This window comes from Akkermansia muciniphila (assembly GCF_900184965.1).
Taxonomy (GTDB): Bacteria; Verrucomicrobiota; Verrucomicrobiia; order Verrucomicrobiales; family Akkermansiaceae; genus Akkermansia; species Akkermansia muciniphila_A.
In genome coordinates, this window is sequence record NZ_FXYA01000204.1 from 38,015 (window position 1) to 64,808 (window position 26,794).

17 protein-coding genes and 1 tRNA gene are annotated in these 26,794 nt (G+C 56.8%); 1 reads left to right on the top strand and 17 read right to left on the bottom strand.

Annotation, left to right across the window (positions count from 1 at the left end):
* Window positions 1–4: 4 nt before the first annotated feature.
* The 6 genes from cysS to lepA all read right to left on the bottom strand — a co-directional run bounded on the left by cysS (window position 5) and on the right by lepA (window position 8,332).
* Window positions 5–1,420 (bottom strand): cysteine--tRNA ligase, encoded by a 1,416-nt coding sequence (gene cysS, locus CI070_RS08220; RefSeq protein ID WP_094137305.1) that lies wholly within the window; start codon window positions 1,418–1,420, stop codon window positions 5–7.
* A 121-nt stretch (window positions 1,421–1,541) separates the two neighbouring features.
* Window positions 1,542–3,098: a beta-N-acetylhexosaminidase gene (locus CI070_RS08225; protein ID WP_094137306.1), complete on the bottom strand. Its 1,557-nt coding sequence runs from the start codon at window positions 3,096–3,098 to the stop codon at window positions 1,542–1,544.
* Window positions 3,099–3,211: 113 nt separating this feature from the next.
* Window positions 3,212–4,957, bottom strand: coding sequence for a sulfatase family protein (locus CI070_RS08230; protein WP_094137307.1), 1,746 nt, complete (start codon window positions 4,955–4,957; stop codon window positions 3,212–3,214).
* 230 nt (window positions 4,958–5,187) lie between these two features.
* On the bottom strand, window positions 5,188–6,171 hold the full coding sequence (locus tag CI070_RS08235; protein ID WP_143245724.1) for a thioredoxin family protein: 984 nt from the start codon (window positions 6,169–6,171) through the stop codon (window positions 5,188–5,190).
* Between the two features lie 65 nt (window positions 6,172–6,236).
* Window positions 6,237–6,455: a hypothetical protein gene (locus tag CI070_RS08240; RefSeq protein ID WP_143246904.1), complete on the bottom strand. Its 219-nt coding sequence runs from the start codon at window positions 6,453–6,455 to the stop codon at window positions 6,237–6,239.
* A 77-nt stretch (window positions 6,456–6,532) separates the two neighbouring features.
* Window positions 6,533–8,332 carry a translation elongation factor 4 gene (lepA, locus tag CI070_RS08245; RefSeq protein ID WP_094137310.1) on the bottom strand — a complete coding sequence of 600 codons (1,800 nt, stop codon included), beginning with the start codon at window positions 8,330–8,332 and terminating at the stop codon, window positions 6,533–6,535.
* 248 nt (window positions 8,333–8,580) lie between these two features.
* Between lepA and CI070_RS08250 the strand changes: the two genes are divergently transcribed.
* Entirely contained in the window at window positions 8,581–8,784 is a 204-nt protein-coding gene (locus CI070_RS08250; RefSeq protein WP_094137378.1) for a hypothetical protein, read from the top strand.
* Here CI070_RS08250 and CI070_RS13600 read toward each other — a convergent pair.
* The 11 genes from CI070_RS13600 to CI070_RS08305 all read right to left on the bottom strand — a co-directional run bounded on the left by CI070_RS13600 (window position 8,768) and on the right by CI070_RS08305 (window position 26,734).
* Window positions 8,768–9,010 carry a hypothetical protein gene (locus CI070_RS13600; RefSeq protein ID WP_094137311.1) on the bottom strand — a complete coding sequence of 81 codons (243 nt, stop codon included), beginning with the start codon at window positions 9,008–9,010 and terminating at the stop codon, window positions 8,768–8,770. The two genes, CI070_RS08250 and CI070_RS13600, sit on opposite strands and share 17 nt — an antisense overlap.
* A 115-nt stretch (window positions 9,011–9,125) precedes the next feature.
* Entirely contained in the window at window positions 9,126–14,450 is a 5,325-nt protein-coding gene (locus tag CI070_RS08260; RefSeq protein ID WP_256943600.1) for an autotransporter outer membrane beta-barrel domain-containing protein, read from the bottom strand.
* A 636-nt stretch (window positions 14,451–15,086) separates the two neighbouring features.
* Window positions 15,087–19,283 (bottom strand): DNA-directed RNA polymerase subunit beta', encoded by a 4,197-nt coding sequence (rpoC, locus tag CI070_RS08265; RefSeq protein ID WP_094137312.1) that lies wholly within the window; start codon window positions 19,281–19,283, stop codon window positions 15,087–15,089.
* A 72-nt stretch (window positions 19,284–19,355) separates the two neighbouring features.
* Complete coding sequence (rpoB, locus tag CI070_RS08270; protein ID WP_012420082.1) at window positions 19,356–23,294, bottom strand: DNA-directed RNA polymerase subunit beta; 3,939 nt, start codon at window positions 23,292–23,294, stop codon at window positions 19,356–19,358.
* 201 nt (window positions 23,295–23,495) lie between these two features.
* Window positions 23,496–23,870 carry a 50S ribosomal protein L7/L12 gene (rplL, locus tag CI070_RS08275; protein WP_012420083.1) on the bottom strand — a complete coding sequence of 125 codons (375 nt, stop codon included), beginning with the start codon at window positions 23,868–23,870 and terminating at the stop codon, window positions 23,496–23,498.
* Between the two features lie 158 nt (window positions 23,871–24,028).
* A complete protein-coding gene (rplJ, locus tag CI070_RS08280; RefSeq protein WP_012420084.1) occupies window positions 24,029–24,532 on the bottom strand; it encodes a 50S ribosomal protein L10 in 504 nt (167 codons plus the stop codon).
* 21 nt (window positions 24,533–24,553) lie between these two features.
* Window positions 24,554–25,255 carry a 50S ribosomal protein L1 gene (gene rplA, locus CI070_RS08285; RefSeq protein ID WP_094137313.1) on the bottom strand — a complete coding sequence of 234 codons (702 nt, stop codon included), beginning with the start codon at window positions 25,253–25,255 and terminating at the stop codon, window positions 24,554–24,556.
* 51 nt (window positions 25,256–25,306) lie between these two features.
* Window positions 25,307–25,735 carry a 50S ribosomal protein L11 gene (gene rplK, locus CI070_RS08290; RefSeq protein ID WP_022197881.1) on the bottom strand — a complete coding sequence of 143 codons (429 nt, stop codon included), beginning with the start codon at window positions 25,733–25,735 and terminating at the stop codon, window positions 25,307–25,309.
* A 63-nt stretch (window positions 25,736–25,798) separates the two neighbouring features.
* Window positions 25,799–26,368 carry a transcription termination/antitermination protein NusG gene (gene nusG / locus CI070_RS08295; RefSeq protein ID WP_012420087.1) on the bottom strand — a complete coding sequence of 190 codons (570 nt, stop codon included), beginning with the start codon at window positions 26,366–26,368 and terminating at the stop codon, window positions 25,799–25,801.
* Between the two features lie 29 nt (window positions 26,369–26,397).
* Complete coding sequence (locus CI070_RS08300; protein WP_012420088.1) at window positions 26,398–26,625, bottom strand: preprotein translocase subunit SecE; 228 nt, start codon at window positions 26,623–26,625, stop codon at window positions 26,398–26,400.
* Window positions 26,626–26,658: 33 nt separating this feature from the next.
* Window positions 26,659–26,734, bottom strand: a tRNA-Trp gene (locus CI070_RS08305).
* Window positions 26,735–26,794 lie beyond the last annotated feature (60 nt).

Sequence of the window (26,794 nt, forward strand, 5' to 3'; positions counted from 1 at the left end):
TCGTTTATTTGCGTGCCAGGTCGTATCCGTCTTTGCGGTCTTTGATGACCCAGCCCAGCGCTGCCACTTCCGCCCTCAGACGGTCTGCTTCCGTCCAGTTCCGGTTCTGCTTGGCCTGCCAGCGTTGATCCGCCAGAACGCGAACTTCTTCCGGAGCCTCCTCCTGTTCCTCTTCCGGCAGAATAATGCCGAAGGCGGACAGGATAAAGTGGAAGGCATTCCGCAAGCGGAGCGCCTCCTCCGGTGAAAGGGAGGGGATATCCGCCTTCTTGATGGCGCTGAAGACATGGCCCAGGGCTTCCGGAGTGTTCAGGTCATCGTTCAGGCTGTCCCATGCCGGCTGGAAGATTCCCAATTCCGGGCGTGCCGCGCAGAATTCCTCATAGGATGGAACGGAATCCGTTCCGGAGGCGTTCCTGAGCTGCGTGTCGAATTTGGCCAGGCGGTTCAGCGCGGCTTTGGCGTCTTCCAGCGAGGAAAGGGTGAAATTCAACGGACGGCGGTAATAGCCCCCCGCCAGCACGTACCGGACCGCGGACGGCTTATGGCCCAGTTTGTCCAAATCCGCCAGCGTGTACATGTTGCCCAGGGATTTGGACATCTTGCCGCCGTCCACCAGCAGGTGCGTGATGTGGAACCACAGGCGCGCGAAGCCTCCGCCGCAGGCGCAGCGGGACTGGGCCACTTCGTTTTCATGGTGGGGGAATACCAGATCCACGCCGCCGGAATGGAGATCGAAGTCATTGCCGAAGTATTTATGGATCATGGCGGAGCATTCCAGGTGCCAGCCGGGGCGGCCTTCTCCCCAGGGAGAGGGCCAGAAGTTGTCGCCGTCTTCCGGCCTGCGGCTCTTCCACAGCACGAAGTCCGCCACGGAATCCTTTTCATATTCGTCCGCGTTGGACCGGGTATTGGCGGTTTTTCCTAAATCCAGTTCACGTTCGTCCAGGTGGGAAAGCTTTCCGTATTCCGGGAAGGAAGAAATTCTGAAATACACGGAACCGTCTTCCGAGACATAGGCATGGCCCTTTTCCACCAGTGTTTGGACCATTCGTATCTGTTCGGGAATATGGCCCACGGCGGAGGGTTCCGCATGGGGAGGCAGGCAATTAAGTGCGGCGCAGTCCCGGTGGAACAGATCCGCCCAGCCAGCGGTGAATTCCGCCAGGGAAACGCCGGCCTTTTGAGAATCCCGGATAGTTTTGTCGTCCACATCCGTCAGATTGCGGATATGCGTGGTGGGAATCCCCCCCAGTTCCAGGACACGGCGGAAGACGTCCTGCATCACGAAGGTGCGGAAATTGCCGATGTGGGCAGGACCGTACACCGTGGGTCCGCAACAGTAAAAGCGCAGCGTTTTTCCATCCATGGGGGAAATGTCCTGGGCCGTTCTGGTGCGGGTATCGTAAAGGTGTAACATGGCGGAACGATTAGAAGGGAAGAGGGCTTCCCGGTCAAGCGGGAAAAGAAAGCCGGGGCTCTGCGGTAGTCCGCGGCCCCGGCCTTGAAAGAATCAGAGGATGGCGAGAGAAAAGGAAACGCTATTTATCCGCGTTTTGCTGGCCCTTTTTATAATTCTCGTTGATACGTTCTATTTCCTCCTGAGTGATGAATTTTTCCCGGTAGGGTTTGTTTTCCACCGTGCGCTCTAAAGTATAGCCGAAACGCTTCTGGAAATGTTTTTTGTGAGTTTCCATCTTCTTTTCAAACTCTTCCAGGCTTGGACGGTTTTTATGATTGCCCCACGCGGTTTCGGAAACTGCCATGGCGCGAGGATAGGTCATGTACATCAGCAATTCGCCGGAGGGAATCCATTCCGCCCACATGCAGAGGTTGATGCCCTTGATGTGCTTGACGTCATTCTTGTCCCGTCCGTTGCGGGGATCGAAGTTGTAGCAGTCTTTCAGCAGGATGGGGGCGCCCCCGGGCCGGGCGCGCACGTCGTCCGCCGGGAATTTCATCTGGGTGCGCGCCAGATAATACTTGAACTGGGGAGTGACGATGAGGTCGATGCCCTGTTCCTTCGTCTTGTCAATGCAACGCGGGAATTCTCCCGGCAGCCAGGACATGACGGTTTCCCCCTTGTGGTAATAGCTTTTGTTGATGTCATACCAAAGGATGGGCTTTTTCCTGTGCTTGGCGAGCATGGCCGTCAGGCTTTTCGTGAAATCGCTCATCTGGGCTTCCACATTATCCCCCTGGCCCTTTTTGGCCCGGGCGGCCTGGCAGTCCGGGCATTTCTTCCAGTCTCCCATGGGGCATTCGTCACCGCCGATGTGGATGTACGGGAAAGGGAATATCTGCTGAACGGTATGGAAGGTATCCTTAAGAAACTTTTTGGTGGCCGGTTTCTGCGGACAAATCAGTTTGGAGGAAACGCCGCCGTGCGTCCATACCTGGGCCCGTTTGGTATTGCAGCAGAATTCGGGATAGGATGCGGCCAGGGCCATGTTATGGCCCGGCATTTCCACTTCCGGGAGCACCTGGATACCGCGCGCTTTACAGTAGGCTACCAGGTCCTGGAGTTCCTTTTTGGTATACATGCCTTCATTGGCCAGCAGGGAGTTGTTCTGGCTTGCCGGGGCGGAGGGACGGACGGCGCCGATAGTGCGGAGCTTATCGTAGCCCGGCACGGGGAGACGCCAGCCCTGGTCTTCCGTCAGATGGAGATGCAGGACGTTGTATTTGTAGTAATGCATGGCGTCCACAAAGTTATAGATCTCCTTCATGGGGTAGTGGTAGCGGCCCACGTCAACCATCATGCCGCGCCAGCCGAAGTCGGGGGAATCCTGGATGCTGCCGCAGGGAAGGCCTTCAGGAGCATCTGAAAGCTGGTCCTGAAGCTGGAGCAGGGTCGCCATCGCCATGGCCTTCCCGTTGGGCGTGGTATAACGGAGTTCCACGCCGCCGGGAGTCAGTTTCATGGTATACCCTTCATTGCCCAGTCCGGCGACTTTTTGCTCGTGGACGATCTTGAGGTTTTTGGTAGTTCCGGAAGCCGTCGTCACGTTGACGGGCTCCGGAATAATGTTGTAGGGATTGGTTCCGGCCCAGCAGAGGGAGCCCAGGAACGCAGCGGCTAGCAAAATTGATTTCATGCGGCGCGTGTGGTAATGGCTGTTGTTTGTGTGAGGAGTTAAACCTTGTCTTTCCGCCGTCAATGGCGTGTTCCGGATAACCCGTGTTTCGGGAGGAACGGTGAATGGCGGCGTCAATCTCTGGAGGGAGCGCAGTCCCACTGCGGCTTGACAGCCAGTTTGCCGGTGGCTCCGGGGAAGCCTTCCGGCACCTGGTAGTCTTTGCGGAGCTTGCCGTAAAGGGCTTTAAGCTCTTTCACGGTTTCCGCATATTCCGGTTTGTTGATGACGTTGTGCATTTGGGCCGGATCCTTCTGGTTGTCAAAGAGCATCCATTCGTCGCTGGTCCAGATATAGGAGAGCGTATAACGGTCCGTGCGCAGGCCGTCATGGCGCGGAGCGTTGTGTTCGCCCGGATTTTCGTAAAAGGCGTAATAGATAGGACGATTCTTGAAATTCTGATGTTCCCCGGTTTGGAACAGGGGAGTAAGGCTGCGGCCCTGGAAGGTGTTCATATTTTCCTTGGTATTTACCCCGGCTACCTCGCAGAAAGTGGGGGCATAATCCAGTTCCTGCACTATGGCGGAGGAGCGCACGCCTGGCTTGATGTGGCCCGGCCATCTCATGATGAGGGGCATGCGGAAGGATTCTTCAAAAATCCAGCGCTTGTCGTACAGGCCGTGTTCCCCCATGTAGAATCCCTGGTCTCCGCAGTAGAGAACCAGCGTATTCCTGTCCAGGCCGTTCCGTTTCAGATAATCCATGATCTGGCCGATGCTTTCATCCACGGAAAGAACGGTGCCCAGATAGTCTTCCATATAATGGCGCCAGCGGCGCAGCAAAATGTCACGCTGCGTTTTGATTTTTCCGTTTCTAATATCTTTGACAAGCTGTACGGTGCGGGCCTTGTGATAGTTGTACCAGGCTTCCTTCTGCTGCGGGTCCATGCGCACCCATTCCGGCATTTCCCAGTCATACTGGGTATGCAGGGTCTTGGATTCCGGGCAGGAAAGCATTTTCTGTATGTCTTCCGGGACCACCTCCTTGATCAGGTGTTCGTCAGACCATACGTTGAAATGGTTGAGCAGGGTCTGTTCCGTCATTTTCAGGAATTCCGGACGGTCTGCAAAATCGTCTTCCAGATTGGCGGGCGGGTCAATGGCGTCCGCATACTGTTTGGCGCGGCCCAGATTCTGAATGGAGGGGCACCAGCAGCGGTGGGGAGCCTTGTGGCCCACGACGAGCATGAAAGGCTTGTCCTTGTCCCTCTGGTCCAGCCATTTGAGGCTTTTTTGCGTGACCAGTTCCGTGGCATAGCCGGGTTCCGTTTTCACCACGCGCTTGCCGTCTTTGTCGGGAGTGATAAAATCCGGATTGAAATAGTTGCCCTGGCCGGGGAAAATTTCCCAGTAATCGAATCCGGTGGGGTTGGATTCATATTTGGACGTGTCTCCCTTGGCGTCCGGCGGAATGGCTTCCAGATGCCACTTGCCGACGATGGCGGTCTGGTAACCGGCCTTTTGGAGCATTTTCGGGAAAGTGGGCTGGGAACCGTCAAAAGGAGCCGCATGTTCGTTGAAGAGGTACCCGTTCATATGGGAATGGCGGCCCGTGTAAATACAGGCCCGCGAAGGACCGCACAGGGAGTTGGCGCAGTAGCTCCGGTCAAAGACCATGCCTTCGTCCGCCAGTTTGCGGAAGTTCGGATAAGGCATGGGAGAGTCCTTTTCACAGGTGCCCAGGGTCTGGTAGGAATGGTCATCAGTGACAATGACTACGATGTTGGGGCGCTGGTCCGTCGTTTGCTTCTGCGGCTGGTCTGCGGAAGCGGACAGGGAACAGGCCGCAAGCATCAGGGCGGTGGCGGCATGACGGTTCATTGTTGAAATCATGAATTAAACAGGCGAATGGTTGGAAGGGGAAGCGGCGGGATTTGTCCGTAAGGGCATTTCCTCCGGAGCGGAAAAGACCACATCCCCGAAAGAAAAAACGCTGGAAGAGAGTTTTAGGAAAAATAGAATATCAGTTTTATATTTCAATACAAAAATGGGGCTGGAGTGGAAGCTCATGAATAAACCGTTCCGCAGCCGGACAGCCGGGGAAAAGCCGTTCAGGCGTCACGTGGGCCGGATCGCTTGTTCCGGCCGTTGTTTTCATGGGCTTCTTTCTGCTCCAGAAGCCATGTTCTGTCTTCAAGGCTGAGCCTCTTCAGGGATGTTTTGCTCTGGTGCCCGTCCAGCTCCTGGAGCCAGAGGGTCCGGGTCTTTTCCGAATAGCGGGAAAGCTTGGCGAAGACGGTATTGCCATTGACTCCTGTCCAGACCCGGTAGCCTTTGGGAATCAGCGTTTTTTTAAACTCTTCATATTGTTGCTTCGCCAGTTTGACGCTGTTCTTGATCTGGTCAAAATAAAGGGCGTTTTGGCCGGTGTAGTAACCGCGCAGCGTATCCACTTTGGAGCCGTCCGGAGACATGACCAGAAGCACGGGCGTTCCTCTCACGCCAAACAGGGAGGGAGCCTTTTTCACATATTCCAGCATCTTCTGGCGCTTCCTGTAAACAGGTTCGCTTTCAAATTTTTCCGCCTGGTCGTAACAGACGCGGACGACATTCCTTTTTGCCCAGTCTTCAAATTCCTTCGTATGGAGGAGTTCGGTCCCAAGTTTTTTGCTGGGAGGGCTGCCCACGGAATGGTGGAACCAGATGAGAATGGGTTTTCCGGTACTCTGGGCTTCCCGGAGGGCGGTGGGATAGCTTTGAATCCAGCGTTCGTTTTCCTTACGCTGGGCGAAAGCCTCTTCCAGTCCGGGGATGGGGGCGTCCGGGTCATGAGCGTCCGTGTAATAGACGGCCCCGCTGTCTGCCCTGGTCATTTCCTCCTGTGTGGTGGCGGTAAGATGGGTGGCCTGTTGCTGATTCGGAGTAGTGCTCAACAGCCCCGTCGGAACATTGGCGATGGAATTGGCCTTATTGTCCTGCATGTATTCCGAAAGGCTTTTTTTTACCTTCGGTTCTTCCTGTTCCGGAGAGGTCCCTACGCAGGAGCAGAGGGCGGCGGAGGCAAGAAGAAGCATGGACAGCCTGGGCAGACTCATGACTGACCTGATAGCATAACAGGGAAAAATGCGCAACCGGGAATTGTTCAACGACTGCGGCGGTTTCAGTATTTCTTGGCTTCCTGTTCCTTCTGCTTCCGGTTCCGTATGGCGATAATTTGCTGACGGCGTGTTACCACGCGCGTGACGTCTCCGGTTGTTTTGCCGTCAAAAAGAAAGATCTGCTCGTAAATACCCATCCTGACCTCATCCTCCCCGCTGGCAGGGGCATGAATGCTCGCCAAAACACAGGCCGAGAGAACCCGGGAAAACAGTCTCTCCATATTCAACGGAGAACTGATATAAAACCGGGAGGAAAAAGGAAAGCACCCGTTTAGCGGTCCTGCGGAAAGAAAATGGGTTAATCCCCTGTTTTCAACACCTTGATGAACGCTTCCTGCGGGATGTTGATTTTTCCGATGGCCTTCATGCGTTTTTTGCCCTCCTTCTGTTTTTCCAGAAGTTTGCGCTTGCGGGTGACGTCCCCGCCGTAGCATTTGGCCGTCACGTCCTTGCGCATGGGGGAGATGCTTTCCCGGGCAATAATCTTGCCGCCGATGCAGGCCTGAATGGCGACGGTGAAGAGCTGGCGGGGAATGACGTTTTTCAGGCGTTCCGCCAGTTCCCTGCCGCGGGAGGCGGCCTTGTCCTGGTGAACGATCATGGAGAAAGCGTCCACCGGTTCCCCGGCGATGAGCATGTCCATTTTAATGAGTTTGGCGGCCTGATAACCGGCGTATTCATAATCCATGGAGCCGTAGCCGCGCGTCATGGATTTGAGCTTGTCGTTGAAATCCACCAGAATTTCCGCCAGAGGGACGGTGCAGGTGAGCATCACGCGCATGTCGTCAATGGTCTCCGTATTGTCCACACTGCCGCGTTTTTCCAGAACAAGCTGCATGATGTCCCCGATGTATTCCCCCGGAAGCATGATGAACACCTTGACGATAGGTTCCCGGATTTCCTGAATTTCCTGCGGTTCCGGGAGCAGGCTGGGATTGTCCACATTGATTTCCTCTCCATTGGTCTTGGTGACCTCATAAATGACGGAGGGATAGGTGGAGATGATATCCATGTTGAATTCCCGGCGCAGGCGCTCCTGAATGATTTCCATATGGAGCAGGCCCAGGAAGCCGCAGCGGAACCCGAAGCCCAGAGCTACGGAAGATTCCGCCTGGAAGGAGAAAGCGGCGTCATTAATCTGAAGCTTCGCCATGGCTGCTTTCAGGGCTTCAAAATCAGAGGAATCCACCGGATAAATGCCGGAAAAGACCATGGGGCGGATTTCCTTGAAGCCGGGCAGGGGGGACGGGCAGGGGCGCATGTAATCCGTGTACGTGTCCCCAATCTTGACGTCCGCCGCGGATTTCATGTTGGCGATGATGTAGCCTACGTCGCCGGCTTCCAGGGAATCCGTTCGGGTCATTTTGGGCGTGAAGATGCCCACTTCTTTCACTTCATACACTTCGTCCGTCGCGAAAAGTTTGACTTTCATGCCGCGGTGCACGCTGCCGGAAATGACGCGTACATAGGAGACCACGCCGCGGTAGGCGTCGTAAACGGAATCGAACACCAGGGCGCGCAAAAAGCCGTCCTGCTCCGTTTCTGGCGGAGGGATGCGCTGAACAACGGCTTCCAGAATATCGTCAATGCCGATGCCCATCTTGGCGGAGGCATGGATGGCTTCCTCATGGGGGATGCAGACGATGTCCTCCAGCTGGCGGTACACTTTGGGCAGGTTGGCGCTGGGTAGGTCGATCTTATTGATGACGGGGATGATGGCCAGGTTCAGATCCATGGCCAGGTGCATGTTGGCGAGCGTTTGGGCTTCCACTCCCTGGGCCGCGTCCACAATAAGGAGGGCTCCCTCGCATGCCGCCAGGGAACGGGACACTTCGTAGGAAAAATCCACATGGCCCGGCGTATCCAGCAGATTGAGCTTGTAAGTTTTTCCGTCCCTGGCCTTGTAGAAAATGGTGACGGGGTGGGACTTGATGGTGATGCCCTTTTCCCGCTCCAGATCCATGGCGTCCAGAAGCTGATCCTGCTTCTCCCGTTCGGAAATGGTATTCGTCTTTTCCAGCAACCGGTCGGAAAGGGTGGTCTTTCCGTGGTCGATGTGAGCGATAATGGAGAAATTGCGAGTCAGTTCAATGGACATGGTGGTCTCTACCCTTCTAACATGAGTGCCCTGTGCGCGGGGAGGGTAACATAGCCCATGCGGCGGTCAAGACTTGAACATGACTGCCTCCCGTTCCCTGCCGCGCCGGCTTCATTCGCTCCGGGAAAACCGTCATTCATGACAGGGGAGGCGCCGGGAGATTGAACGTGGGGGAAGAAGGAAGGCTCTCAACTGGTACAGGCACGCGGAATCTTTTCCCGTGCGGTCATTTCTTACTCAGCCAGCATATGAAATCTTTTTTAGCAGCCATTTTAAGCCTGTTTATTCCCGGTCTCGGCCAGTTGTACAAGGGGCACTTTGTCCAGGCCATCATCTGGTTCCTGGTGGTGGGAGCAGCTTACGGCCTCCTCTATTGGTTCATCTTCGCCCTCATTCCCATTGTCCTGCATATTATTTGTATTCTGCAGGCTTACTTCATGGAAAATAAATGATACCCGTCGTTTCCGGCTTTATGGCCGGGATGGTTGAAAAAACATCCTGCGGATCGGCAGCGGCATTCATTCCCTGAGGTTGAAGAAGGAATACGCCGTTCATGGCGGCATCATTCTTCTTGATACCGGTATTCGCAATGTTAACGGGCTTCCATTTGTTTACCTCGGAAACGTAAACACAACTTTTTGACTTTGAATTAATCAATATCTTCGGGAAGTAGGCCAAGGGGATAATCCTACGATAAACAAAAACTCAGAGCCGTTCCGGAGTTGTTTCGGAACGGCTCTGGAGGGCCCGGAGGAAAGAGGCTGTGGGGAGCCTCCTTCCCCGTTTCTTTCTGTTAGAAGTCGTAACGGTAGCCGACGCTTCCGTTCACCGAGCTGGACCCGTCACGGATGTCCGCGTTGCCGTTGACGAAGACGGTCCCTTTCGTCCCCACCGGCACGCTCAGCCCCGCTCCGAGCTGCAATGCCGTCGTTCCCGCTTTCGCCCCTCTCACGCTTTGCGTGAAGCCGGGGTTGCCCAGCAGGGTGACGTTTGTTTCTCCCCTACGGTCTCCCAGGTCCTGCGCCGCGTTGACCCGGATTTCCCCCAGCGCTTCTCGTCCGAAGATGTTGCTGCCTACAAGACCCATCCAACGGCCGCCCAGCGCCACTGTTCCCGTCGTCCAGTCCTGCCGGCCGACGTTCAGGCCCGCGTTGCCCGCTCCCGTTTCTTCATAGTCGTCCATCCGCGTCGTCACCACCGAGGCGTTGAACAGCGGCTGCAGCACGCTGCTGCGGTTTTCGTCAAGGTAGATGTCGTAGGTGAGTTCGTACATGGCTCCAAGGCCCCACCCGCTGGTGCTGCCCTGCGTGCTGTAGCTTCCTTCTCCGTAGTTGACCGTGCGGTTGAGTTTCGCGTCGTTCCATCCTCCCGTCAGGATGAGCGTGTGCGCCCAGCGTTTGTTCTGGTAGCGCCCGAAGAGGCTGGCGTAGTAGCTGTCCAGGTGGCCGTCGGCGCTGTCCGCCGCGCTGGCCGTCAGGTCGCCGTAGCTGGCCGTGAAGGCCGCTCCCACGGTGATGCGGTCGCTGAGGTCCGCGTCCATGCCCACGGTGCATCCCCAGGTGGTGAGCCGGTAGCCGCTTTCATCCCCCCGGGTGTCGAGCTGGGCGTAGGAGCCCGTGCCTTCCATCCACATGTGGAAGCGGGGGAGGTCGTCGTTGACGTAGGCGGGGTTGACGCCCATGAGGGTGGTCCGGTTGCGGATCCAGCCCATCTGGTCGCGCAGGGCGTCCCGCTGCGCCGTACCCAGCGCGTTGACTGTGCTTCCCGACACCGCTGCCATGGCGCGGGAGGCTTCGGAGAGGTTGCCGTTGCTGATCATGGTGCTGACGCCGTTCATGAATTGGGCCAGCTGGGAGTCGGAATCCAGGTTTTTGCGGGCTTCCCAGAGCAGGCTGGCTCCAGCGGCGGAATTCCATGTGTCGGCCGCGGGAGAGAAGAGGTTTTCCTGACGGAGCGTGGCATTGAGCAGGATGTCGTTTCCGTCGCGGCTCAGGGTGGCGTCCTGATAGTAAACGGCGAAGAGGCCGGATATCCGGGCGGCGAGGTTTTGTCCGTCTTCCAAACCGCTGATGCTGTCGGTGGCGCTCATCAGGATGATGTCATGAAGGTCGCTTCCCGCGTTCATGGCGGCATTCCCTTCCATGTTGGAGAGGAGGAAGTCGGCTCCGTCCTGCACGGTGATGGTGCCCGCCGTCAGCATGGGGGCGCCGAAGGGGGCGTCCTGGTTGAAGTTGTAGATCAGTTCCGTCGTGGAGCCGTTCTGGAAGGTGGCGCTTTCCACGTTGAGCGTGGTGTTGGCGTTGCCCTGGGCATCCCCGGTGGCTTCAATACGCAGGGTGCCGTTGTTTCCGGCGGTGATGCCGTTGTAGTTCAGCGTGGAGGTGTCTGCGGTGCCTTTCAGGACAAGGATGCCTCCGTCACGGACGGCGAGGTCGTAGTCCTCATTGCCGGTTTGCAGGTATTGGGTGGTTTTCCCGGAGATGTCCAGGGCGCCGCTGCCTTCCAGCGTGCCGGAGAAAGTTCCGGCGGAGGTTGTCGCCGAGGAGATGGCGAGGCTGCCTCCGTTCATGGACAGGGTTCCGGCGCCGGAGAGGCTGCTGATGGTGCCGGCTTCCGTTCCGGAGAGGTTCAGCGTGCCGTCAGCGGTGATTGCGGGTCCGTCCAGCCGGGCTTCTCCGCCCAGGGCCAGTTCCGCTCCTTCCCGGATACGGAGGCAGCCGGTTCCGGTGATGGCTCCGTCGTTGATATTGCTTGTTCCGGTCAGGTCAAAAGTTCCCTGAATGGTCAGGGTTCCTCCGGCTTCCGTAACGGTCATGGTTTCGATTTCAGCGTTGCCGTTGATGGTCAGGCCTCCTCCTTCCAGAGTAAGGGTGTCCAGGGAGTTTTCCGCGCCGTTGAGGACGATGCTTCCTTCACGCAGGACCAGGGTTTCCACGTTCATCTTTCCTCCGACCGTCAGCGCTCCGATTCCTTCTTTGATGAAGGTGACGTTGCTGCCGCCCGTGATGCTGCCGCCCATGACGGTGTCCTGGCCGGCCGGGTCGATGTCGTCTTCTCCCGTCTCTATTTGTTTGTTGTTGAGGATGACGACGGCCGTGCTGTCTCCGGTGTTGTTGACGACCAGGCTGCTGCCCGTGGATCCCATCAGGTTGTTGATTCTAGCTCCCTGTCCGTCGGCTTCGCCTGGTGCTCCGGCCAGGTTGACCGTCAGGGTCTGTCCGCCCCCGATGACGACGCCGGCGTAGCCGGAGAGCGTTTGATAGGAGTTGACTTCATGGGCGTCACCTCCTTCCGCCTGCACGCGGTAGAGGCCGGCGGACGCTCCGCTGAGCACCAGGCTGCCTCCGTCCGTTCCGGTGACCCGGATGCCGTAGTTGGCCAGAAGGTCGGTAGTGAAGGCGATGTCTCCCAGGTCGCCGACGGTCAGCGTTCCGCTGGTCAGGGTCAGGTAGCTGGAAGAGTCGTCGGTTTTGTGGTCCAGCAGAAGGTTGACGACGGCGTCGTTGCTCAGGTCCAGCGTCAGCCCTTCTCCCGATATGGTCAGGTTCGGGTCGCTTCCCGTTGCGCTGCCGTTGCTGATGACGGCGTCAGATGCCTGCGTGTCCTGGCCGATGTTTTCCGTTCCCAGGGCGATGGTTAGTCCGTCCAGGCCGCCTTCTCCTACGGTTACGGTTCCGCTGACTCCGGTCAGACGGGAGCCGGAGGAGATATTCCACGTTCCTTTCATACGGCTGCCGTCGGCTCCGGAGAGGTTCAGGCTGCCTGCCGTGATGGAGATTCCTTCCGTGGTTCCGTCAAGGATGGTTTGCGCTCCTGCCGCGTCCGCTCCGAGTTTCAGGTTTCCCGCTCCGGTTTTGGTCAGGGACGGGCTGTCGGTCAGTGCCCAGATGGTAGCCGAAATTCCTTCCTGCTCGACATTAATTTCATCAAACCGGGTGAAGGTGACGTTTTGGAAGTTCCCGTCTCCAAAGGTTCCCTTGAGTACCAGCGTCCTGTCTCCTTCGACCGCCGCTCCGGCGCTTCCGCCGACGGTGATGCCGCCGTCTTCCCCTTCCGCCCCAAAGACGCTTCCTCCCGTCAGGGAGACGAGGACGCCGCCTCCTACCGTGCCGCAGTTGCCCGCGCCGTAGATGTCGCCCAGGTAGGCGCCCTTTCCAAGGGTGACGGTGACGTTGCCGCCAATGCTGACGGGCAGCGCTGTGGGATCTTCCGCCGTCCACGTGTTTCCTCTCCAGGAGCCGCCCACGATGTTGCCCGTGAAGGTGGAGCCTCCGTCAATGGAGACGATGGTGTTTCCGTTGGTGGTCAGCGTCGTGCCGTTGCCCCAGTTCCAGAAGGAGCCGCCCATGATGTTTCCCGTGAAGGTGATTCCTTCTTTTCCGGTTATGGAGACGCCTGAGTTTCCTTCCACTTTTTGTACGGCTCCGTTGCTTTCGGATGCCGTATTTCCGTAACTGCCCCCATAAATGTTTTTGACGAAGTTGTTGTGTCCTTCCGTGTCGGAGAGTTCCGCATTGCTTACATTAATCGTTACCGAGGTGTTGCCCCGCACCGTCGTTCCGGATGCCGTGTTGGCTGTCCACGCGCTTCCGCCCGTGATGAAGTTCTGGTCTGTGACGTTGCGGAAACCTCCCAGGTTGACGGTCGCGTTGTTGCTGTACTGAATGCCGGTGACCAGGACGCTCGTGTTTCCGGTGATGGTAGTGACGGCATTGTGGGCGGAGGTGCTTCCTCCGATGATGGCCCCCGCCACGATGGCGTTATCTTTGACGGTAACGTTTGTGTTGCCCGTCAGGGTGGTGCTCGCTCCCTTGTTATTTCCGCCGATGACGTGTTCCGCCGTGGCGTTTCCCGAGAGCTGCACATGGGTGTCTCCCGTCAGCGTGCTGGTCTGGAGGTTGGTGCTCCATTCGTTGGATACGCCCCCAACGACGGTGCCGAATGGCCCCCCGATGATATCCATCCAGACGTCCCCCTGGTAGTTGAGGTTGCCGGACGGCAGGGTTGCCCCGTTGTTGTATACTCCGTTCAGGTTGATTTTGGTTCCGCCGCTGTTGGTGATTTGATAGACTTTATCCCCGCTGCTCGTCAGGGTTCCGTCCAGATATCCCAGGCTGACATTGGCCGCGTTCCCCTCCCCAAGGGTCAGCGTAAAGGCGTTTTTTACCGTTTCTTCCAACGCCCCTGCCGCTCCCGCGGATACCCACGTCACGCTGGATATAGCCCCTTCTTCAATCGTCAGCACGCTGCCTTCTATGCTGTATTGTCCCGTTGCCAATCCCGTAACGGTAAAGTTCGAGCCGAGGTTGCTCCCTAAATCAAACGTGTATCCCTGGTCTTCCTCCACCAGATTGTCAAGTGCGCCGCCGATATCAATGGTGCCTGAAGTGAAGGTGACATTTTTCTTGGTAAAGGAGGAGCCTGATTCCGTATAGGTTAACTTGGTTCCGTCAATTGTTGCGTTTTTCAATGTGCCGGTGCCGTTCATGTTCAACACGGCATTTGCCCCCAGAGTGGCGGAGGTGAAATCCAGCGTTCCTCCCTCCATGGTGATTATGCCGGAATAGGCCAGGGAAGAATTATTGATTTTCAAGGCGCCCCCTTGGGCCGTGATGTTCGCGTTGATGACGGATCCCGTCAGGTTCTGAGTACCCGTTCCGGCCATAATCAGATTTATTCCCCCCGTGGGAGTAGTGTTGCCGTTGACTCCGGAATGTTGCGTGGTTGCCCCGATGCTTCCCCCATACGTGTAATTCCCGTTGCCCGTCAGGGTAAGATCCGCTCTGGAAGAATTGGCTGACTGGACGCGTCCTTTATGCGTTCCGCTGGAGCCGTCGGCATCATTTAAACCGGCCAGAGAAGCGGCATTGGAAATTTGCAACGTCAGAGCACTGGAACTTTGATTGATTGATCCCGACAAATCCACTGTTGCGTTGGCGAGCGCCGTGCCCGTAATCTGGAGAATGGCTCCTCCGGCTTGTGTTCCCTTTTGGGAAAGGATAATGTTCCCGGCGAAGCTGCTTTCCTGGGAACCAAGCACAAACTTGGAGGCATAGCCGGCATTGCCGTTAGCCGCTACCAGCGTCAGATTTCCTTCTCCGGCAAATGCCCCGTTCAAATTGATAGTACAGCCGCCGTTAGAATTCTGATTAATGGTAAACGAGGAGTCTGCTCCAATATAAAGTCCTGTGGTGTAATTGTTGTTTCCTGAATTTACATCAAGGCTGACGGATTGGTTCCCAGTAACTGAATATTCATTGGCGGGCTCGTTGTTGTTGAAGGTGGAGTCCGCTCCTCATGCGGGAGATTCAGGAGTTGGGGCAGCCAGGGAAACGCCGGTATAACAAGCCAGAACAGCGGGCAGCAGGGTAATAGGGAGATGGAGACGCATTGTAAAAATGTTAGATGTTAATTTTTTGCGTATATAACGGATTGGAAATTTGATGTCAAGTTGAAAATACCAGTTCTTGGATTTTCAAACTCTCACTGTAAGTGTGTTATGATTTTTTAAATCTCTAAAATTGGATTTTTGCTCTTTCATTTAAATCTCCTTTGAAATAAGGGGAAAATCATCGTTATGCTTTCATCATGAATATAAAATATCAAATTTTATGTTACATGGGCTAATATAGGGTTCATCGCCGAATTTCCAATCCGCTTTTCCTCATTTTCATGAAATAACGCGGAGAGACCATAAAAAAGGCCGCCCCCCGGAAACGGGAAGCGGCCTTTGAATGTGGATGGAGTGAAGGGCTTAGCGTTCGTTGTCGAAGTTGATGGTGTCGTTCAACATGTCTTCGGCAAGTTCCTCCGCTTCCTCTTCGTCGCTGGCCAGCGCGATTTCTTCCGCGCCCTCTGCGGGTTCCACTTCAATCTTGCTGTAACGGGAGAATCCGGTGCCGGCGGGAATGAGGTGACCCATGATGACGTTTTCCTTGAAGCCTTCCAGCGTGTCAGTCTTGCCGAGGGTAGATGCTTCCGTCAGAACGCGCGTAGTATCCTGGAAGGATGCTGCGGAGATGAAGGATTCCGTTTCCAGAGAGGCCTTCGTGATGCCAAGCAGGACGGGCTTGGCTGCGGCCGGCTGGCCGCCCTGGGCTACGGTTTGTTCATTAATGCGGTCAAACGTAGTCTTGTCCACTTGGTCTCCCCACAGGAATTCGGTATTGCCGGGTTCCGTGATGACTACCTTGCGAAGCATCTGGCGAACGATGATTTCCACATGCTTGTCGTTGATTTCCACACCCTGGAGGCGGTACACTTCCTGAACTTCGTTGACGAGGTGTTCCTGGAGGCGTTCCTTGCCGCAGACATCCAGAATTTCTTCCGGAGAGACGGGGCCTTCCGTAAGCTGGTCGCCCAGATGCACATGGTCGTCTTCGTGAACGATAACGTGCTTGTTCATCGGCACCAGATGGTCCACCAGTTCGCCCGTGGGCGTTTCAATGGTAATGACCTTCTTGCCGCGGGAGGTATTCTTGCTGCTGAGGCGCACAATGCCCTCCACGCGTGCAATGGTGCAGGCGTCCTTGGGCTTGCGGGCTTCGAACAATTCCGCCACGCGGGGCAGACCGCCGGTAATGTCCTTCGTCTTGGCTACCTTGCGGGGCGTCTTGGCCACCATCGTGCCGGCGGAAATGGTTTCCCCGTCCTTCACGGTGAGGTTGGCGCCTGCGGGAATGGCGTGATGGGCCAGAACTTCGCGGGTCTTGGCGTCGCGGATGACTACCTGCGGGTGAAGTTCCTGCTTGTGTTCCATGACGACAAGGGAGGAGGCTCCGGTTTCCCGGTCCGTTTCCTTGGAAACGGTGATGCCCACGATCATATCCTTGAATTCGACGATGCCGCCCTTTTCTGCGATTACGGGCACGTTATACGGGTCCCAGGTGGCGAGAGTGTCATCCTTCTTGATGGCGCCGCCGTTGGGCACATACAGGATGGTACCGATGACGGGCTGGTAGGATTCCAGTTCTCGGCCCTGTTCATTTTCAATGCGAACGGAGCAGTTTTTATTCAGAACGACAAAGTTGCCGTCTGCGTTTTCCACCGTGCGGAGATCTTCCGTGTAGATGACGCGGCCGTCGTTCTTGGCTTTCACAATGGGCTGCTTGAACGCCGTGGTGGCCGTTCCGCCTACGTGGAACGTACGCATGGTGAGCTGCGTGCCGGGTTCGCCGATGGACTGGGCGGCAATAATGCCGACCGCTTCCCCGATCTTCACTTCCTGTCCGGTGGCCAGGTTCAGGCCGTAGCACTTGGCGCAGCAGCCTTTCTTGAGTTCGCAGGTGAGCACGGAACGGATTTTCAGCCGTTCAATGCCGATTTTTTCCAGTTGTTCCGCCTGCTTTTCGTTAATGAGGTCGTTGACGTCCACGATAACCTCGCCGCTGACGGGGTCAACGATGCGTTCGCAGGAAGTACGGCCGTAAATACGGGAGGAGAGGGACGCCACTTCTTCATCGCCGTCGTAGATGGCGTGAACAGTGATGCCGTTGCTGGTGCCGCAGTCTTCCGCGTGGACGATGACGTCCTGGGCCACGTCCACGAGTTTGCGGGTCATGTAGCCGGAGTCCGCCGTCTTCAGGGCGGTATCCGCCAGACCCTTGCGGGCGCCGTGGGTGGAGATGAAGTATTCCAGCACGGAAAGACCTTCACGGAAGTTGGCCGTGATGGGGCGTTCGATAATTTCGCCGCTGGGTTTCGCCATCAAACCGCGCATACCGGAGAGCTGCTTGATCTGCGCCTTGTTGCCTCGGGCACCGGAGTCCACCATCATGAAGAGCGGGCTGGCCATCTTGGAACCTTCGTTGTGTTCCAGTTTGCGGTACAGAGCTGCCTGGATGACATCCGTAGTCTGAGTCCAGATGTCCACCACCTTCTGATAGCGTTCTCCATCCGTGATGATGCCGTTCTTATACTGGCGGGTCACCTTGTCCAGTTCTGCGTAGGCTTTTTCAATTTCCGTCTTTTTCTGGGAGGGAACCACCATGTCCACGATGCCGATGGAGCAGCCGGAACGGGTTGCTTCCTTGAAGCCCAGGTTTTTCAGAGCGTCCAGGGTCTGCACGGTACGTTCCTTGCCGACGGTCTGGTAGCAGCGCCAGATAATGTCGCCCATCTGTTTCTTGCCTACGTTACGGTTAATGTAACCGAGTTCCCGGGGCCAGATTTCATTGAAACGCACGCGTCCAGCAGTAGTGACGATAACCTTCTTGGTGACATCCCCGTATACTACTTCGGAAGGCTTCTTGCCGTAGTCCGGGTTGTGCAGGCGGATCCAGTCATGGTAGCCGATCTTGCGGGCGGCAATGGCGTATTCCACCTCGTCAATGGATTCGAAGAGGGGAAGATGGTGATGATTATCCTGGTTGTTCTGCACTTCCGCAGCACGGGTGTGCGTCAGGAAGTACGCGCCCAGAATGATGTCCTGCGTGGGGGTGGCAATGGGTTTGCCGGAAGCAGGGGAGAAAATATTGTTGGGCGCCAGCATGAGCTGACGGGCTTCCATCTGCGCTTCCACGGACAGAGGCACGTGCACAGCCATCTGGTCGCCGTCGAAGTCCGCGTTGTACGCATTACAGACGAGCGGGTGCAGACGGATGGCGGAGCCTTCAATCAAAACCGGTTCAAAAGCCTGGATGGAGAGTCGGTGCAGGGTGGGGGCGCGGTTGAGCATGACCGGGTGCCCCTTGGTCACTTCTTCCAGAATGTCCCACACTTCCGGCGTCTTGCGGTCAATGAGCTTCTTGGCGGAGCGCACGGTGTGCACGTAGCCCAGCTCTTTCAGGCGGTGGATAATGAAGGGCTCAAACAGAATAAGCGCCATCTTCTTGGGAAGACCACACTGGTTGAGTTTCAGTTCCGGGCCGATGACGATAACGGAGCGGCCGGAGTAGTCCACGCGCTTGCCGAGCAGGTTCTGGCGGAAACGGCCACCCTTGCCCTTCAGCATGTCGGAGAGGGATTTGAGGGGACGGTTGCCGGCGCCGGTGACGGCGCGGCCGTGGCGTCCGTTGTCAAACAGGGCGTCCACGGCTTCCTGAAGCATGCGCTTTTCATTACGGATGATGACTTCCGGGGTTTTGAGGCTCAGGAGGGTTTTCAGGCGGTTGTTGCGGTTGATGACGCGGCGGTACAGGTCATTCAGGTCAGACGTGGCGAAACGGCCGCCTTCCAGGGGAACCAGCGGGCGCAGATCCGGAGGAATGACGGGAAGAACATTCAAAATCATCCATTCCGGGCGCGTGTTGGACTGAAGGAATCCCTGGGCCAGTTTCAGACGCTTGGCAATCTTGCGCTTGTTCTGCTTGGAGTTGGTATTGTCCAGCTGTTCCTGAAGATCCGCGACGAGGGTAGGCAGATCGATGGCCGCCAGCATTTTCTGAATGGCTTCCGCGCCCATGCCGGCTTCAAAGCTGTCATAGCCGTATTCGTCTTCCGCGTTGCGGAATTCCTCTTCCGTCAGGATGGCACCCTTTTCCAGAGGGGTGCTGCCGGGATCTACCACGATGTAGTCTTCATAGTAAATCACGCGTTCCAAATGGCGGGCAGTCATGTCCAGCATAAGGCCGATGCGGCTGGGCATGCATTTGTAAAACCAGATGTGGGAGACCGGAACGGCCAGTTCAATGTGGCCCATTCGTTCGCGGCGCACGCGTGCGTTGGTTACTTCCACGCCGCAGCGGTCGCAGGTGATGCCCTTATGCTTGATGCGCTTGTACTTGCCGCAGGCGCATTCCATGTCTCGGGTGGGCCCGAAGATGCGTTCGCAGAACAGGCCGCCTTTTTCCGGCTTGAACGTGCGGTAGTTGATGGTTTCCGGGTTGACGACTTCACCGAATGACCAGCTGCGGATGGTATCCGGATCCGCCACGGTGATGGCAACCTGGTCAAAGGTCCGGGGCTTGTCGCTCAGGCCGTGCATTTCCCTGATGGTGGGGGTGTCAGACATATATTGAAAGTTTAAAGGAGGTTTGGTGTCCGCCCCCGCGTTTTGCGGCGCGGGGGCGGAATGCGGTGGATATTAGAATTTGAGGTCGGAGAAGTCGACGTCCGCCAGGCCGGCCATGTCGTCGCTGTCAAAGCCTTCCGTCATGCCGTCCACAGGAGTGAGATCCGTGCCGCCGAGTTGCAGGGAGGGTTGTTCATCCTTGCTGCCGGGGCGTACGTTCAGCCCCAGGGACTGCATTTCCTTCATCAGAACGTTGAAGGATTCCGGAGTTCCGGCTTCCAGGGTATTATCCCCCTTCACGATGGATTCGTAAATGCGGGTACGGCCCTGAACGTCGTCGGACTTGACGGTGAGAAGCTCCTGGAGGGTATAGGCGGCGCCATAGGCTTCCAGCGCCCACACTTCCATTTCCCCGAAACGCTGGCCGCCGTATTGGGCCTTGCCGCCCAGGGGCTGCTGCGTGACCAGGCTGTACGGACCCACGGCACGGGCGTGAATCTTGTCCGCCACCAGGTGGTTCAACTTGAGCATGTAGGTCTGGCCTACCACCACCGGGTTGTGGAAAGGTTCGCCGGTCAGGCCGTCATAAAGGGTGCTCTTCCCGCCTACGGTTCCGTCCTTGCCGTCGCCGATCCAGGTGAAACCGTCCACCTTCTTGGCTTCGGACATGTAATTCCAGATGGTTTCTTCACTGATGCCGTCGAACACCGGAGTGGCCACTTTGAAGCCGAGGGCTCTGGCAGCGATGCCGAGGTGAGCTTCAAGCACCTGTCCCACATTCATTCGGGAAGGCACGCCCAAGGGGTTCAGCACGATGTCCACCGGAGTGCCGTCCGCAAGGAAGGGCATATCCTGTTCCGGAACGATTTTGGCGACAACGCCCTTGTTGCCGTGGCGGCCGGCCATCTTGTCACCCACGCCGAGCTTGCGCTTGGCGGCGATGTATACTTTGACTTCTTTCAGTCCGCCGGGTTCGGATTCGTCTCCGGATTCCATCTGATCCAGTCGGTGTTCCCGTTCGTCATCCAGTTCCGTAAAGCGGCCTTCAAAGGAGGTGATGATTTCCAGAATCTTGTTGCGGATCGGGCTGGGCTCGATTTCGATGTGGTCGTGAACCAGGGCCAGCTTGCGCAGCAGGGTCTTGGTGATTTTCCGGTTGGCCGGGATGATGATTTCACCGGTCTGTTCGTTGACGACGTCCAACGGGATTTTTTCGCCCAGAAGAATGTCGGAGAGCTTCTTGGTCAACTGGTCAATAAGCTGTTCTTTCTTCTTCTTGTGTTCGTCGTTGATTTTCTTGAACTGCTTTTTCTTCTCCGCGCTGTCCACGACGAGGTCGCCGCGGTGGTGGCCGGAACCCGTGGAAGAAATGCGCACGTCCATCACAATGCCGGTGCAACCGGAGGGAACGCGGAGGGATGTATCTTTCACTTCCGCGGCCTTTTCACCGAAGATGGCGCGAAGGAGGCGTTCTTCCGGGGCCAGTTCCGTTTCCGATTTAGGAGTGATTTTGCCGACGAGAATGTCGCCGGGTTTCACTTCCGCGCCGATGCGGATGACGCCGTCATGATCCAGGTTTTTCAGGGCTTCATCACCGGCGTTCGGGATATCACGGGTGATTTCTTCCGGGCCCAGCTTGGTATCACGGGCCTGCACTTCAAACTCGGAGATGTGGATGGAGGTGAAGGTGTCTTCCTTCACGGTCTTTTCGGAGATGACAATAGCGTCTTCGAAGTTGTAGCCGTTCCACGGCATGTAGGCCACCAGAACGTTGCGGCCAAGGGCCAGTTCGCCCTGGTCCGTGTTCGGGCCGTCCGCCAGCACGTCGCCGGTTTTGATTTTGTCGCCGCGGCGCACGATAGGACGCTGGTTGATGCAGGTGCCGGCATTGGAACGCATGAACTTGCGCAGGGGATAGACGTAAACGCCATTGTCGCGGTCCGTGCGCACACTGTCGGGATCGGACAGGAACACTTCCGGGCGCACGGGCAGTTCTCCGTCTTTCGTGGTGATGATGACTTCAGCCGTGGCGGAGGCCACGATGCCGTCCGCTTCCGCCAGAACGACGGAACGGGAGTCCCTGGCGCACTTGCCTTCAATGCCGGTTCCCACGTACGGGGATTCCGCCACCATCAGAGGCACGCCCTGGCGCTGCATGTTGGAGCCCATCAGGGCGCGGTTGGCGTCGTCATGTTCCAGGAAGGGGATAAGACCTGCGGCGATGGAGACGAGCTGCTTGGGAGATACGTCCATGTAATGCACGTCCGCCGGATCCACTTCGATGAATTCTCCCTTTTCGCGGGCGGTTACGCGGGAGGTCGTGAAGTTGCCCTGTTCGTCCAGCGGGTTGTTGGCCTGGGCGATGAGATAGCCTTCTTCCTGATCGGCGGTGACGTATTCAATGGTATTGGTGACCCGGCCGTTTTCCACCTTGCGGTAAGGCGTTTCAATGAACCCGAATTCATTGATGCGGGCGTAGGTGCACATGGAGTTGATCAGGCCGATGTTGGGGCCTTCCGGCGTTTCAATGGGGCAAATGCGCCCGTAGTGGGAGGGATGCACGTCCCGGACTTCGAAACCGGCCCGGTCACGGTTCAGACCGCCGGGCCCCAGGGCGGAAAGGCGGCGCTTGTGCGTCAATTCCGCAAGGGGGTTGATCTGGTCCATGAATTGGGAGAGCTGGGAACGGCCGAAGAAATCGCGCACGACGGCGCTGAGGGCCTTCGGATTGATGAGTTTGCTGGGCGTGACGCCTTCAATGTTCTGGTCAATGAGGGTCATGCGTTCCTTGACCAGGCGTTCGGTGCGGGCGAGACCTACGCGGCACTGGTTGGCCATAAGTTCGCCTACGGCGCGTACGCGGCGGCTGCCCAGGTGGTCGATGTCGTCCACCATGCCTTCACCCTTCTTGAGACGCAGGAGGTATTTGAGGGCGGCCAGGAAATCTTCCGCCGTCATCAGGCGCTGGTCCAGGCTGGTGTCCAGACCGAGCTTCTGGTTGATTTTATAGCGTCCCACGCGGGTGAGGTCGTATTTCTTGGGATCGTCAAAAAGCCTCTTGAGCAGGGTGCGTGCCTGAGCCGCCGTAGCGGGGTCTCCGGGCCTCAGCCGTTTGTAGATTTCCTTGAGGGCGGATTCTTCGTCGTGAGCGGGATCCTTTTTCAGGGTTTTGATCAGCACGTCGTCCTCGCTCTGGTCAATGACGTCGATTTTCTTGATGCCGAACTGGAGGAGCTGGCGAACCACACCCATGTTGAGCTGTTCGAAAGCCTTGGCAAGAACCAGATCCTTGTCCTTGATCGTGTCTACAGCCACGAGGTTGTGCAGATCTTCTTCCGTCATGTCTTCGCTCAGGGGAAGCGTGCGGATGTTGTAGAACTGGCTGACGATGTCACGGTCCGTTTTGAAACCCAGGTAACGCATAAACGTCGTCGCAAGGAACTTGCGGCGGCGGCGGCGGCGGTCAAGGTAAACGTAGAGCAGGTCATTGGTGTCAAACTGCACCTCCAGCCAGGAGCCCCGGTCCGGGATGATGCGGAAGGAGTGAAGCAGTTTCCCGTTCAGGTGCTGGGCGCTTTCAAAGCAAATGCCCGGGGAACGGTGAAGCTGGGACACGATGACGCGTTCGGCGCCGTTGATGACAAAGGTGCCGCGGTTGGTCATCATGGGGAGTTCCCCCATATAAACCGTTTCTTCCTTGGACTCGTTGTCGGATTTGAGCTTGAAGGTGACCTGAAGGGCGGCGCTGTAGGTTTCCCCCGCGCGGATGGCCTCGTAATCGCTCATCTTCGGCTGTTCAATGTCGTAGGAGACGAAGTCGAGCTCAATGTTTTCGTCATAGCTCTTGATAGGAAAGATTTCCTTCAGAACGCCTTGTAACCCGATGTTTTTCCTGGCCGCGGCCGGCGTGTCCTGTTGTAGAAAATCGAAGTATGATTGAAGTTGGATCTCAATAAGGTTCGGAGGTTCGATGACTTCCTTGATATTCCCGAAGTAGAGTCGCTTTGACATGGGCTGCTGTGGCGGAGATGTTATGGTTTGCATCCTGAAGAACCCGGATGCTGGGCTGGGCGGTCCTTTCCCTGAAGGGCGGAACCGACTGGAAGCGTTTTACGGGATAAAAAGCCTCTAGTCGATCACGCGGGATGTGAAGACGAGGAAGCGCAACAGGAGAAAAACGGCTTTTCTCCTGTTGCGCGGGAAGTAAAAAGCTTACTTGACGTCCACCTTGGCGCCGGCTTCTTCCAGCTTGGCTTTGGCAGCGTTGGCTTCGTCCTTGGAGACGGCTTCCAGGATGACGGCGGGAGTGCCTTCAACCAGTTTCTTGGCGTCCACCAGGCCGAGACCGGCCTTCACTTCGCGGACGGCCTTAATGACGGCGATCTTGTTGGCGCCGGCTTCCGTCAGGACGACGTTGAATTCGGTCTTTTCTTCTTCAGCTTCGGCAGGAGCGGCGGCAGCGCCGGCGGCGGCTACGGGAGCAGCGGCGGAAACGCCCCACTTTTCTTCCAGGAGCTTGACGAGGTCGGCAGCTTCCAGGATGGTAAGGGTGCCGAGTTCTTCAGCGATTTTGTTAATATCAGCCATTGTATTATTTTCTAGTTTGGTTTCGAGTCGCGCCAAGAGCCAACTTGGCATTTCAGTTCTCCGGCCGGAGTTCCGACAAGGAACCTGTAGGAGAGTCGGGTCCGGTTTTCACACATTTGGCTAGAGTGCAACCGGACCGTCCGGTCAAGGGGTTGGTATTAGGCGGCGGGTTCTTCGCTGCCGCCGTTTTCTTTGTCCACATATGCCTGAATAACTCGGGCAAGAGCGGAACCGGCCGCGTTGATGGTGCCAAGGAGTTTGGCAAGCAGCTGGTCGCGGGGAGGCAGTTCGCCGATGGCGCGGATTTCGTCCGCGGAAAGAATGGCTCCATCCAGGATCGCCACCTTGTATTCGGCTTTTTTGGAAGCCTTGGCAAAGGTGTTGATGGCCTTGGCGGCGCCTGCTACGTCGGATGCGCCGGTCACGAAAGCGGTCTGGCCGACGAGATGTTCTCCGATGTCGGGAAGGCCGGCATCCGTCAGAGCCGTGCGCATGAAGTTGTTCTTGGCTACGTGGCACTGGGCGCCGCAGGCGGCCAGGGCGGAACGCAGGTTGGTGAACTCAGGCACGGTGATCGAGGTGTAGTCCACGACGATCAGGAACGGGGAGGCGTTGACGCGAGCGGTCAGGTCGTCAATGATGATACGCTTGTCAGGATTCATGGTGTGCTAAATCGGTTCGGGTTACAGTTTGGCGATGGAAGCGGTGTCAACCGGCAGACCGGGGCACATGGCGCATGAAACGGTGACGGATTCAATGTAGGCGCCCTTGGCGGAAGCCGGGCGGGCCTTGACGACGGAATCAATCAGGGCAGCGATGTTTTCGGCGATGCTTTCGTTGGAGAAAGACAGCTTGCCTACAGCGGCGGAGATATTGGCGTTCTTGTCAACCTTGTAGTCAACGCGGCCGGCCTTCACTTCCTTCACAGCTTTGGCCGTATCATCCGTGACGGTACCGGTTTTCGGGTTGGGCATCAGGCCGCGCGGACCCAGCACACGGGCAACCTTGCGTACCTCCGTCATGGCGTCGGGGGTAGCAATGGCCGTATCAAAGTCAACGAATCCTTCCTGGACTTTCTTGATGAGGTCTTCAAACCCCACGAATTCAGCTCCGGCTTCCTGAGCGGCCTTGGCGGCATCGCCCTGGGCGAAGACGAGGACGCGGACGTTTTTACCCGTGCCGTTAGGCAGGGAAACGCTGCCGCGAACCATCTGGTCGGATTTGCGGGGATCCACAGTCAGGTGGAAAGAGACGGTGACAGTCGGGTCGAATTTCGGCGCCGGGAAGGATTTCATGGTTTCCACGGCTTCCGTGATGCTGTAGTTCTTGTTAGGAGTAACAAGCTTGGCTGCTTCTTGATATCGCTTGCTGCGTTTGGTAGACATGTGTGTATTTGGCAGTGCGTTCGGATTGGTTTAATCCTCCTGCGGTGAGTGTTACATACCTTCAACTTCAATGCCCATCTGACGAGCCTGGCCAGCAAGAATGCGGGCGGCGCGTTCGGGGTCTTTCGTGTTGAGGTCAGGGAGTTTGGTGTTGACGACTTCCATCAGCTTGGCCTTGGAAAGAGTGGCGACTTTCTTTTTATTCGGTTCGCCGGAGCCGGAGGCGATGCCTGCGGCTTTCTTGAGAAGCACGCTGCCCGGGGGCTGCTTGGTGATGAAAGAAAATGATTTGTCCTTGTAAACCGTGATGACGGTCGGCAGGAGATCGCCGGCCTGCTTTTGCGTGGCGGCGTTGAACTCCTTGCAGAATGCCATGATGTTTACACCGGCCTGACCAAGTGCCGGACCCACGGGCGGGGAGGGGTTAGCGGCTCCGGCATTGATCTGGAGCTTGATGATTTTGGTTATTTCTTTTGCCATGGTTTTGCTTTGTTAGCGGAGAAAATAAACGGGAAGAGAACTGATGAGGGGGGAGAAAAAGACTCAGGCTTTTTCCACCTGCCAGTATTCCAGATCCACAGGCGTGGCGCGGCCAAAAATAGAAACGCTGACGCGCAGTTTGCCTTTTTCCGGGTCGATTTCTTCGATGGTGCCTTCCTGACTCTGGAACGGTCCTTCGCATACGCGCACAGGATCGCCGACGGCGAATTCCACCTTGGGACGGGCGGCGACGGCTTCCGCATCCAGCAGGGGCAGAAGATCTTCCACCTCGCGCTTGCGCATGGGAAGGGGAGCGTTGCGGGAACCGGCGATGCTGATGACGCCGTCAATTTGCTGGATGAAGTACCAAAGATCCTTGTTCAGGGTGCCGTCCGCTTCCAGCAAGTACATGTTGGCATAAACGTACCCGGGAAAGAGTTTGCTGTGGCGTTCCGTTTTTTTGCCGTTCCGCACTTCGGAAATGAGTTCCGTGGGGACTTCCACCCGGTAAATGAAGTCGGAAAGTTCGGCGTCCTTCGCCTTGCGGATAATGCGGTCACGAACACTGTTTTCCTGCCCGGAGAGGACATGAAGGACATACCATTGTTCGTGGGGCTCTGGGGTACTGGGCATGATCGGAGAAAAAGTGGGGGAAAGTAAAACTAGATTGCCAACTGGATGAGGTAGTTGACCACGCTGTGAAGGAAGATGTCGAACGATGCAACAAACGCGCCAAGGAAGACCATGGCAATCAGTACGACGAGAGTGGAACCCCAGAGTTCGCGGAATTTTTTGAAACCTTTCACCTTGGGGTCGCTTTCCCAGGGCCAGGTCGTCTTCTTAAGTTCGCCTTTAACTTCGGCGATGAATTGAGAAATCTTGCGAAACATGCTTCAAGGTGGGGTGGTGTATTTGGAAAGAAGTGGCAGGTCAGGAGGGACTCGAACCCCCAACTTTTGGTTTTGGAGACCAACGCTCTACCAATTGAACTACTGACCTGTTGAAGTCTCTTCTTTCGTGGGAAATGAGGGGGCCTGCGGGGAGGCCCCCTCATTAAAC